This is a genomic window from Methylophaga sp. UBA1464 (genome assembly GCF_002325665.1).
In the GTDB taxonomy this organism is placed as follows: Bacteria; Pseudomonadota; Gammaproteobacteria; order Nitrosococcales; family Methylophagaceae; genus Methylophaga.
This window is the reverse complement of the sequence record NZ_DCSO01000016.1, coordinates 18608-29440: the sequence shown is the minus strand read 5'-3', so window position 1 is coordinate 29440 and position 10833 is coordinate 18608. Positions and strand designations below refer to the sequence as shown.

The window sequence follows — 10833 nt, the reverse complement described above, 5'->3', positions numbered from 1 at the left end:
GCTGGAGAATAATGTGATCACAATAAATCGATTTACCACACCCTTGGGCCCTATGTTTGTTGGTGCGACAGAGCAGGGAGTCTGTTTACTGGAGTTTGTCGATCGGCGAATGCTCGAAACCGAGTTTAACGATCTTCAGAGGCACTTAAACTGTCCTATTGTAACCGGCGAAAATGAACACACCAAACAAGCCAGGCAAGAGTTGGAAGAATACTTTGCTGGTATACGTAAGCAGTTTACTGTTGCACTACACACCCCTGGGACCGCGTTTCAAACTCAGGTCTGGAACGTGTTAAAACAGATTCCTTATGGCGAGACCACGAGCTACCAGGCGCAGGCAGAGCGAGTTGGAAACCCCAAAGCCGTGCGGGCAGTGGCCGCTGCAAATGGTGGGAACCGTGTTTCCATTATCATCCCGTGTCATCGGGTGATTGGGAAAAATGGAACCTTAACAGGCTATGGGGGTGGCTTGGATCGCAAACACTGGTTACTGGAACACGAGCGTCGTCAACGGTAAAAAACAGAGGACAGATTTATTTTTCTCCTGAATGACAGCAGTTTTCTGAGGGTTGGTAGCGTCCGGTTGAGTCAACATGGCCCTTTGCTTCATAGCGGTCGTGATGTCGCACCCAATCAGTGAGATTAAAATTCGGGCCGGTTTCATTACGTCTTTTCGCCGTCAGATCGAGCAGCATATAAGTCCCTAATATTTCCTCGGCACCGCGCCCGTATGCGGAAAAGGTGTGAAATATTTCACCGGGGTAATCGCTGTCAAAACAGAATTATGTTGAGTGTTAAATAATTATCAGCTTCAGATGGTGAGATGGTAGAAGGGGCCGGTAAGTTGTGATAAATTGCTTTACATTGTGTTCTTTTCCAGGCACATGCCCTGAGGGACGACCCTGAGGTGCTGGTTCACGATTAATGGGGACGACCCCTTCAATTTAAGAGGTTGTCTGCATGAGTTGGTTAATTCTGTTTTTGGCTGGTTTATTGGAAGTGGTTTGGGCAATAGGACTCAAGTTTACGGAAGGGTTTACCAAGCCAGTTCCCTCACTCATCACGTTAATTGCAATGATTGGCAGCTTCTATTTGCTGAGCTTTGCTATGCGTTCCTTACCCATGGCTACTGCTTATGCCATCTGGGTGGGTATCGGTATCGTCGGAGCATCAATAGCCGGGATAGTTATCTTCCAGGAGTCCATCTCTTTCTTAAAAATGGTTAGCTTGCTCCTCGTGGTTACTGGCATTGTTGGGCTCAGGATATCGAGTGTTGCCTAACTTTAAAAGCCAAATAGTCAGCTGACTTGATTACGGATTAATACCAAATTGAAACGATAGAGGTTGAGGACAATTTCTGATACAGCGATTGTTTTAGGTGCAACGGGTGCTGTAGGAACGCAGTTGGTGACTCAGTTAAGTCAGCGGGAAGACGTTGCGAATATCATTTTGATATCTCGTCGTGCGTTCGATGTATTGCTCAATTTCCCGGATGCAATCACTTCAAAAATCACCCATCAGATTATTGATTTTGAGCAGCTGGAGCAGCAGGCAAAACCTCTGATTCCAGCAGGTTCTGTTGCTTTTATTGCCTTGGGGACCACGCAAAAACAAGCTGGTAGTAAAGCGAATTTTCGCCAGATTGATCATGGTTTGGTGATCGCATTTGCACGAGCCTGCAAAGCGGCTGAGGTCAGTAAACTGGGTGTTGTAACCGCGTTCGGTGCCAATATTTCTTCGGTCAGTTTTTATAATCGGGTTAAAGGCGAGGTGGAACGCGATATACAGGCACTTAATTTGCCGAGTGTGTTTTTTGCTCGACCTTCACTGCTGCTGGGGCGGCCGGATGATGATCGCTTTGCAGAAAAACTGGCAGATTCGTTACTCACACCCATTTCATCGTTTTTACCTGCTTCTGTGCGGCCTATTTCCACAAAAAGTGTTGCGTCTGCATTGATTGATGTGACTTACGATGCTGAAAATACTGACTCGTCGCTGGTTTTATCGAATGGGACTATGCATCAGCGTGCTGTCAAAGATTAACGGGTTCTGACGTTCACACACTGAATAACGTGTTTGATGTGCCAAGAGGGGGAGTATATGCAAAAGTCGCTTACCAGCCTCAATCGTGAGCAATCTGCCGGGGAAGAAATAGCCAACGCTGTCAGTCACGGAACAGGACTTGTCGCGGCTTTGATCGGCATGCCTTTTTTAATTGTCCATGCCACCCGGCTGGGTGAAACGGCCTTTGTTGTTGGCGTCAGCGTGTTTTGTGCCACGATGATATTGCTTTATCTAGCTCCACCCTATATCACGCATTACCTGTCGGCAAGGCAAAACGTGTTTTTCGCCGTATTGAACATTCTGCAATTTATTTATTGATTGCTGGCACCTACACACCATTTACGCTCGGTGCACTCAAAGGCCCATGGGGCTGGACGCTTTTTGCTATTGTCTGGGGGCTGGCCTTTACCGGTGTTGCCCTCAAAGTGTTTCAAAAACGACACCATCTGGTTTTTTCCACCGGCCTGTATTTACTGATGGGTTGGGTGATTGTCATTGCCATCCGGCCATTGCTGGAAAATGTGCCTGTTGCCGGATTATTGTGGTTAGTGGCCGGCGGCGTGTTTTATACCGTCGGAGTCGTGTTTTTTGCGATGGATTCACGGCTGAAATATGGTCACTTTATCTGGCATTTATTTGTTCTGGCGGGCACGGCCTGTCATTTCTTCGCTATTTTTGGGTATGCTGACTAGAACCTTTTTTATCTGGCGACCACTGACCCCTTTAAAACCTCGGCCAAAAATGGAAACGGGTATAGTTGGATCCTCATACTTGAATTGTTCAAAGACTTTTTATGAGTAAAAAAATTCAAGTCGAAACTACCACGGGCAGTAAGCCTGTCTTGTTGCAGCCGGCGGGTAAGATTCTTGCAGAAATAGTTCGACAGAAAGAAACAGCATTTCGCACAGCCTGGGCGCATTTTCAAACCACGGAAGATGACCCTGAGGCATTACACGATATGCGTGTTGATCTGCGTCGGTTACGGGTTTGGGTAAAACTGACCCGCGGTGAAATCAAAACCAACAAGGCCGTTGGTAAACGGCTTAAGGCCCTGGCCAAGGCGAGCAACCCCGTACGTGACCACGAGGTGACTTTGGCCTGGTTGTCACTGGCCCAAAAACAGATTGGCGATAGGCCTGCTTTGGCGAAGCTGATTGAATATGGGAAACAGGCGTATCAGCAGTCCACCGAACTGCGATTTTCTCCAAAGCAGAGACTTGAACCTCAGATCAAACAAAAAATGGGTATTGGCTTAGGCAAATGGCTTGAACAAACCGTGGAACAGCGTATTGAGCTGATTGACCAACTTCTGAATGCTGGTATGCAAGAAACGCATCTGGCACGTATTGAAATTAAATATCTGCGTTATCTGCTCGAACCCTTTACCGAAACAGTAAGCAACGCGAAAGCGCTGGTTGAGTGGTGCAAAAAGGTTCAGCAGTTACTGGGGGACTTCCACGATATGCAGGTTTTTCGCAGTCATTTGCCAGAATTCGCCCGTTGGGTTATCGATCAAGAGCTGGCAGAAGTTGCCTTATTAACCGGCAAACAGTCCAGAGCGATTACCAAAGTGTTTGCCAATGCCCGCGAACCCGTCATTGCACTATCTGGATGGCAAGATCAGGAACTGCAGCGACAATGGCATAATTGGATCGCTGTGCGGGAGAACTACTTATCTGTATTACAAGCACTTCGAAAAAATACAGATACACCTAAACAAATGCAGATATGAATCAGGAGGGGGGCAAATGAATTCCATAACTGAACAAAGCGGAAGCTGTTTATGTGGCAACGTCAGTCTGGTAGCCACCCCCAAAAGTTATCATATGGGGGCTTGTCACTGTGAGACCTGCCGAAAGTGGGGTGGAGGGCCATTGCTGGCGGTAGAATGTGGTGGTGATGTAGCGTTTGAGGGGGCTGAAAATATCTCAATTTATGATTCTTCAGAATGGGCTGAACGCGGCTTTTGTAAAACATGTGGTACCCATTTGTTTTATCGCTTGAAACAGGGTGAAATGTACGCCATTCCAGTTGGGTTGTTTGATAATAACGATGAATGGCAATTGGCTGAGCAGGTGTTTATTGAGAGCAAACCGACATATTATTCATTTGCCGAGAAGACCCGAAATCTTACCGGCGAGGAGTTGTTTTCCCAGTTTAGCGACAGCTGACTCAGCCTGAATTGACGCCGGCTTTTTCAGCTGAAACTCATGGCTCCTCAGACGGGTTCACCGCTAGCTGCAAAGTATCCTTACCGAATGACATTCGTATTTCAAGTTTTTTCTATTTGAGTGTGTAAGAAGCCAATTTATCCGGTTCATCATGTGACGGATTTGTTTTCATATCATCGAGTACTAAAAAATAATAAATGTCATATTCCTGCGATCTATTGTGCTGAGTTCCGTATTCATCTTCCGTGAGCAAGTTTATTCTGCAGGTTCTTTACTGGCTGAAAGCCCAACTGCAAAATAAAAAAAGCGAAACCTTTATGAGTGAGAGAGATAAAGCCTTTTTCGATAGAGCGGATGCATTTATCAAATTGGCTAATATGCAAATGGCGAAAAGTGTAGAGGCCGGTGAAGTCAGTGCATCATTTATGTATGGCTTAGCCAGATACAGTGCGTGGTTCTGTGCTTCTGGATGGACTAATGCCATGGATATGGCTGATGCGCGGGATGAAACCGTCGATTTTTTTGTCAATGAATATCGACGTATGTTGGAATTGAATATGGATGATTATATTCAGAATTTCGACAATTATGTTCAGGCCTCTGAACAACTGCAAAACAAAGGGTAAGCGAGAGCTTACCCTTTTTTTATATCCTTTCAAAGCACATCATCAATACGTTTTTCGTGGTGTGTAATTGATCCCAAAATATCATTTCAACTACTATTTCCGATAGCTCTGAACAGCATCAACGCTTCATGCTATTCAAATTGTTGGATGATTAGAGTAGATTCATATGGGAAGATGAAAACGATTTATTCCTCCTCTGGATATTAACATTAAGGCGTGCTCATGAAACTGCGATTAACCATCTTAACTTCATTGGTTTTACTGAGCGGTTGCGCGGTTGAGGAGCCGGTAATGGTTTATGAGAGTCGAAATGCTCTGCAATGTGAAACGTCAGGGATCTCACCCACTGACAGTGCAGAAAAATTATCAACGGCAAATATTGAGGTAATTGAAACTCACTGTGGTCAGCGAACCGGTGTCGCTTATCCGGCTGCGTGTGGTATTGGGACAGGGACTATACTGATTCACCAGATACCACAGGCGGATCTGGTTGCTGCCCGGCAGATTGGTTTNNNNTGAACTGATAAATCTTGATGAAGGCACTGGTTATGAATTTCTTGAATGTGATGAGAACTAGCACTATCAACTGGTAAGGTGATGTTAACGGCCAAACTCCGTTTTTTATTGATAGCTGCCTTGAGTCTTGTCTGTGTAGGGATGCTGACCACTTGTGGGGAAGAGTCAGAACCGGACACATCCGTTGCACCACTTGAGCCGAAAACAGTTGAGCGGGTGGAGCAGCGTCCCGCCATGCCAAATATCTATATTGATCAAACCATTACCCCTGTCTCTGCCGGGAACCGGCGTGAACTATATGCGGATTTGCTGAATATCTGCAAGGATGAGGGCGTTTCGATAAAAGCGTTGAGCGAAAATGAGCGGAATCGCCTGGGAACCATTCGACTGCAGCGCTGGCTGGATGAGACCAGAACTGCCTATCGTCTGGAAGCATGGGATTATCAACTGGCTGAACCACAACAGCAGCCACACTGTCATTTCGAACTTGTCAGCAGTGGTCGGCATGTATTGATTGAAGAAGCAGGAATACGCAGTGTACTGCTTGATAATAATCAGCTGTATGAGTCTGAACGACTGACGAATATACAAACCAGTTTGTTGTTGCGAACACCGGCTCGTCAGGATACCAATGCGACTGATCAGTTGCGGAAGGTGGTTGAGCAGCCGTGTGTTGAAGCCACTATTGATGAAGCTGCACTCTGTACATGGGCGGGTGGAATCGAATGGGGATTTGAACCGCGTTCTGACACCATCGACTCGGTAATGGACGCGCAGGATCATCAGCTATTCAGATCTATTATTCTGCGACAGGAACCTGCCGGAAACGCGTTGGATAAAATCAGGACGGTGACATTCAATATTGGTGACAGTCTTGATGAAGCAGCGATGCAACCTGGCCCTGCAACCGCGTTGCCTGCTCGGCAACCGTAATCTTAAATCTTGCTGCTGTTAACACTGTTTTAACATGGCGCTGCCAAACTGCAGCGATTTTATCGCATTGGAGTAATTGAGTTATTTCACTGCTGTTTTATGTTTAAATGCAGACAAATTTAAACCTTGTTGAAGAACAACACTCGAGGGGCGATGAAAGTTCAAGCCCCTAAAATGACTAAGCTTACATACCGCAGTAAAGGAAACACGACTGATGGAAAATCACATCATTGATGTGCGCAATCTCAGTAAACAATATCCTTCCGGGTTTCAGGCGTTAAAGCAGGTTAATCTGCAAATCAAACGTGGTGAGATCTTTGCTCTGTTAGGCCCAAATGGCGCTGGAAAAACCACGCTGATTAGCATTATCTGTGGACTGGTTAACGTCGGTGAGGGCCAGGTGTTGGTAGGTGGTTATGATGTTGTCAAACAGTATCGTCAGGCACGCAAACAAATTGGTCTGGTGCCCCAGGAATTAGCGATAGATGTGTTTGCATTTGTGTGGGATACCATGGTGTTCAGTCGGGGCGTTTTTGGAAAGCCGCGTGATGATGCATACCTGGAAGAAATATTAAGAGCCTTGTCTTTATGGGATAAGCGGCGTGCCAAAATTCAATTTCTTTCCGGTGGCATGAAACGCCGTGTGTTAATTGCAAAAGCCCTGGCGCATGAACCCGAAGTATTGTTTCTGGATGAACCGACCGCCGGGGTGGATGTGGAATTACGCCGTGATATGTGGCGGCTGGTGGAAAAGCTACGCCAAAGAGGCACCACCATTATTCTCACTACACATTACATTGAAGAAGCCGAAGAGATCGCGGATCGAATTGGCATTATTAATCATGGCGAGATCCTGCTGGTGGATAACAAGCAGGATTTAATGAAAAAGCTGGGCCGCAAGCAGCTTATCTTACAGTTACAACATCCGATTACTCAGTTACCCGGTGAGCTGAATGGTTTTGTGTTGCATATTGGCCAAGATGGCAAAACGCTGACCTATGATTATGTTGATAATCAACCGACCAATCATGTGACGGAGGTATTGGCGGCAATTCATCGTTCCGGGATCGAGCTGAGTGATGTGCAAACCAAACAAAGTACCCTGGAACAAATTTTTGTCAGTCTGCTGGAGGAGTCAAAGTGAACTGGTATGCCATTAAAGCCATTTATTTATCCGAACTCCACCGTAGCTGGCGCACGCCGCTGCAAAGTATTGCTTCGCCGGTGTTGTCTACTTCGCTTTATTTCATCGTATTCGGATCGGCCATCGGTTCGGCGATGACTGAAATTGGCGGTGTGAGTTATGGTGCCTTTATTATTCCGGGCTTGATCATGTTGATGGTGTTGACTGAAACCACTTCCAACGCCTCGTTCGGCATTTATATGCCCAAATGGTCAGGGGCTATATACGAAGTTTTGTCGGCACCGGTTTCGGCATTTGAGATTGTGGTTGGTTATGTGGGCGCTGCTGCTACCAAATCGATTATTCTGGCGATGTTGATTTTGCTCACCGCCAAATTATTTGTGGATTACTCGATTCTGCACCCGTTATGGATGATGCTGTTTCTGGTGTTGACCTGTATTACTTTCAGCATGCTGGGTTTTATTCTTGGTGTAGTGGCGGATGGTTTTGAAAAATTACAGGTTATTCCATTGATGGTTGTCACGCCTTTAGCTTTTCTGGGTGGCACGTTTTATTCGATCAGTATGTTGCCTGAGTTCTGGCAGAAAGTGACTCTGTTCAATCCGGTGGTATATCTGGTTAGTGGTTTTCGCTGGAGTTTTTATGGTACAGCCGATGTCAGTCTGACATTCAGTCTGATGATGATTACTGCTTTCCTCATCATGTTTATGATGTTTATCTGGTGGATTTTTAAAACGGGCTATAAGGTAAAAGTCTGATGGATGATATGTTGCTATCAAACTGAACAGGACGGAGTAATAAACCTTTAAAGCCAGAGATCTTGCAGTTGTTTGAAATTCCATTTGCTTGGATCTTCAGGCCCATCAATGGTCTCTTTACAACTTGGCAGGGAGAGATCGATTACCTGGATCTGAATAGGTGCTTTAGAACGCAGGGAAAAAAACACTTTAACTTTTGGCGTGACAAGCGAACCTTTACCGGGCTCTATCACTACGGCCAGCTTTTGTGAAGAAAGTCGTACCAGAGAACCGACCGGATAAATGCCCACCATTTTTACGAAAGCATTAAAAAGCGGCTTATCAAAGTGCCCCTCCCATTTTGCCATTTCCCGAATAGTGCCAGCCGGATCCCAGGCTTGTTTATAAGCGCGTTCAGATGTGACAGCGTCATAGACATCACAAATGGCCGCCATACGGGAATACAATGATATTTCGTCACCTTGTAACCGGTTGGGGTAGCCCAAACCGTTCATTTTTTCGTGATGATGCAAAGCGATGTCGACGACCTCTGGTTCAGCACCGGAGTTCTGAAGTAATTTGGCGCCGGCAACCGGATGTTTTTTCATGATGTTGTATTCTGCATCAGAAAGTTTTCCGGGTTTGTTCAGCACTTCCAATGGCATCAGGGATTTACCAAGATCGTGCATTAATCCGCCGACACCAGCCAACTTAACCTGCTCTTCATTCAGATTGAGTTGGCGTGCCATCGATATCATCAATGCACACACCGCCAATGAATGCATGTATGTGTAGTCATCATGAGTTTTCAGACGAGCTACACTGAGTATTGCGGCTGAGTTTCGCTGCACCATTAAATCAATTTCATTCACTAACGGTAAAGTTGTTTGGGGATCAATGGCTTTACCCAATCGGGCATCTTGGTACATTGCCATAACCTGTGGTTTAGCATCATTGAAGAGTTTCCGCGCGCGATTAATATCCTCTTCCATTGAAATTCGCGCGACAGATTTTTTATCTTTGGCGGTTTGCTGAGGAAGTGAGTCTGATAACGTTTCGGCAGCGGGTGGTGATGGTGGCAGGGAGGGCGATGTTTTAGAAGCTTCACCTTTATCCTCATCGATCCAGACTTCCTCAATGCCTGCCTCAAGAATTTTTTTAATATCATCGGGATCGGTTAATAAAAAACTACTACGTAAAAACGGGTGTTTCATCCATGAACCGCCCAGCTTTTTTATATACATACCAAGCCGGAGTTCACTAGAAGCAATGCGTTGTGTCAAAGTCGGCTACCTTTAGTATTAATTTTTGCTGATATTGTATATAGGCACGCTGTGAAAAAAATGTATTTCAGCACAAAACTTGTGGTTTTAGCTGTAAATTCAGGAAAATCCTTGTCACCTTATTCAGCTAACGCTGAAATGAGTGAAAAAAACAGGGCGTTTTATGGCTAAAATCAGAAGGTTGACTGATGGTCATTTGAGCCCAATATAAGAAGCGGTTTTTTGTTGTAAGCTGAAATCAGCTACTTGCATGATTCAAAATAGACGTAATGAAATGATGGTGCTACTTTGGTCGGTGACGTATTGAGTAAGCTTTATCGATGTCGGCTTTCTAGTTGATGTTTATCGCTAAGTAGTCTGAATGGCGATAAGTTGAATCAAGACAGAATGATAAATCGGCAAAAAACAATATTTATCAATCAGATATGGATAGAGAAATGCAAGAAGATAATCAGCACGTAAGATCAGAACTGGAAGATCTGTTAAATCAGGCAATCGCAGAGGGATTTGTAGAGGTTCCGATACTGCCTGAGGTCGCGAACAAAGCGTTTATGCTGGCCAATGATAAAGAGTCTGATGCCAGTCAAATGGCGCAGCTGATTGAAAGTGATCCATCGCTCGCTGGCCATGTAATGCGTATTGCCAACTCGGCAGCGTATACACCGATGTCAAATTTGACATCACTTCAACAGGCGATTGCCCGTCTGGGTATGGTGACTGTCAGTGAAATTGCTATCAGCGCCGTACTCAATGCGAAATTATTCAATACTCCGGGCTATGAAGGCTATGCGGAATCCATCTGGCAGCAGGCGTTGGCGACATCATTGTGGGCTAAAGAGATTGCCAGTCACTGCAACGTGAACGTCGAAGTCGCTTTTCTGGCAGGATTGATTCATTCCATTGGCCGTCCGGCGGTACTTCAAACGCTGATTGATGTTGCCGCGCAACAGAGTTTGCCTCTGGATGATTCGATTGTTCATCAGCTGGAAGATAAATACTGGCTGACCGTTTCGCAGATGATCGTTATTCGCTGGCGTATGCCGGCTCTGGTCATTGAAACCATTCAGCATCTTGAAACGCCTTCGACTGACAAGGAGGCAAGTCAATTGGCCGCAGTCGTCAACATGGCTAAATATGCTGCTGATGCCATGCTGAATGGTGAGTTGGCAGATAATTTTCCTCAGGCATCCATCGCCATTGTTGAATTTGAATCAGCAGATACCCAGAAACTGTTAACCAGGAAGGATCAGATCAATGAACGACTTAAACAGCTGGCGGCTTAATCATTGTTATTGAGATATTCATTTTTCAGCTTTACGTAGTTCTGACAGGCATATTGGAAATAATTCAGTTCGTCCG

General features: G+C 45.5%; 13 protein-coding genes and 1 pseudogene. 12 read left to right on the top strand and 2 right to left on the bottom strand.

Annotated features, from left to right (window positions below; genetic code table 11):
- On the top strand, positions 1–517 hold a 517-nt coding region (locus B3O33_RS01735), incomplete at its 5' end, for a methylated-DNA--[protein]-cysteine S-methyltransferase (protein WP_292362807.1).
- A 16-nt stretch (positions 518–533) separates the two neighbouring features.
- On the opposite strand, the pseudogene B3O33_RS15990 reads toward B3O33_RS01735, so the two are convergent.
- A pseudogene (locus B3O33_RS15990) lies at positions 534–767 on the bottom strand (DUF899 family protein); the annotation flags it as partial.
- Between the two features lie 193 nt (positions 768–960).
- Between B3O33_RS15990 and sugE the strand changes: the two are divergent.
- The 10 genes from sugE (at position 961) to B3O33_RS01685 (ending at position 8212) form a co-directional block, all read left to right on the top strand.
- Positions 961–1281: a quaternary ammonium compound efflux SMR transporter SugE gene (gene sugE, locus B3O33_RS01730; protein WP_292362175.1), complete on the top strand. Its 321-nt coding sequence runs from the start codon at positions 961–963 to the stop codon at positions 1279–1281.
- 63 nt (positions 1282–1344) lie between these two features.
- Positions 1345–2043: an NAD(P)H-binding protein gene (locus tag B3O33_RS01725; RefSeq protein ID WP_292362806.1), complete on the top strand. Its 699-nt coding sequence runs from the start codon at positions 1345–1347 to the stop codon at positions 2041–2043.
- Between the two features lie 57 nt (positions 2044–2100).
- On the top strand, positions 2101–2382 hold the full coding sequence (locus B3O33_RS01720; RefSeq protein ID WP_292362177.1) for a hypothetical protein: 282 nt from the start codon (positions 2101–2103) through the stop codon (positions 2380–2382).
- Positions 2271–2756 (top strand): PAQR family membrane homeostasis protein TrhA, encoded by a 486-nt coding sequence (trhA, locus tag B3O33_RS01715; protein WP_292362178.1) that lies wholly within the window; start codon positions 2271–2273, stop codon positions 2754–2756. The genes B3O33_RS01720 and trhA overlap by 112 nt, the downstream gene beginning before the upstream one ends.
- A gap of 101 nt (positions 2757–2857) precedes the next feature.
- Positions 2858–3796 carry a CHAD domain-containing protein gene (locus B3O33_RS01710; protein WP_292362179.1) on the top strand — a complete coding sequence of 313 codons (939 nt, stop codon included), beginning with the start codon at positions 2858–2860 and terminating at the stop codon, positions 3794–3796.
- Positions 3797–3812: 16 nt separating this feature from the next.
- Positions 3813–4235 (top strand): GFA family protein, encoded by a 423-nt coding sequence (locus tag B3O33_RS01705; protein WP_292362180.1) that lies wholly within the window; start codon positions 3813–3815, stop codon positions 4233–4235.
- Between the two features lie 317 nt (positions 4236–4552).
- Positions 4553–4861: a DUF3144 domain-containing protein gene (locus B3O33_RS01700; protein ID WP_292362181.1), complete on the top strand. Its 309-nt coding sequence runs from the start codon at positions 4553–4555 to the stop codon at positions 4859–4861.
- A gap of 597 nt (positions 4862–5458) precedes the next feature.
- Entirely contained in the window at positions 5459–6310 is an 852-nt protein-coding gene (locus tag B3O33_RS01695) for a hypothetical protein (protein ID WP_292362183.1), read from the top strand.
- A 214-nt stretch (positions 6311–6524) separates the two neighbouring features.
- A complete protein-coding gene (locus B3O33_RS01690; RefSeq protein ID WP_292362184.1) occupies positions 6525–7454 on the top strand; it encodes an ABC transporter ATP-binding protein in 930 nt (309 codons plus the stop codon).
- On the top strand, positions 7451–8212 hold the full coding sequence (locus tag B3O33_RS01685) for an ABC transporter permease (RefSeq protein WP_292362185.1): 762 nt from the start codon (positions 7451–7453) through the stop codon (positions 8210–8212). The genes B3O33_RS01690 and B3O33_RS01685 overlap by 4 nt, the downstream gene beginning before the upstream one ends.
- A 47-nt stretch (positions 8213–8259) precedes the next feature.
- Here B3O33_RS01685 and B3O33_RS01680 read toward each other — a convergent pair whose 3' ends face one another.
- Entirely contained in the window at positions 8260–9474 is a 1215-nt protein-coding gene (locus B3O33_RS01680; RefSeq protein WP_292362186.1) for an HD-GYP domain-containing protein, read from the bottom strand.
- Between the two features lie 437 nt (positions 9475–9911).
- Here B3O33_RS01680 and B3O33_RS01675 point away from each other — a divergent pair, with 437 nt between their 5' ends.
- Entirely contained in the window at positions 9912–10757 is an 846-nt protein-coding gene (locus tag B3O33_RS01675) for an HDOD domain-containing protein (RefSeq protein ID WP_292362187.1), read from the top strand.
- Positions 10758–10833: the final 76 nt, after the last annotated feature.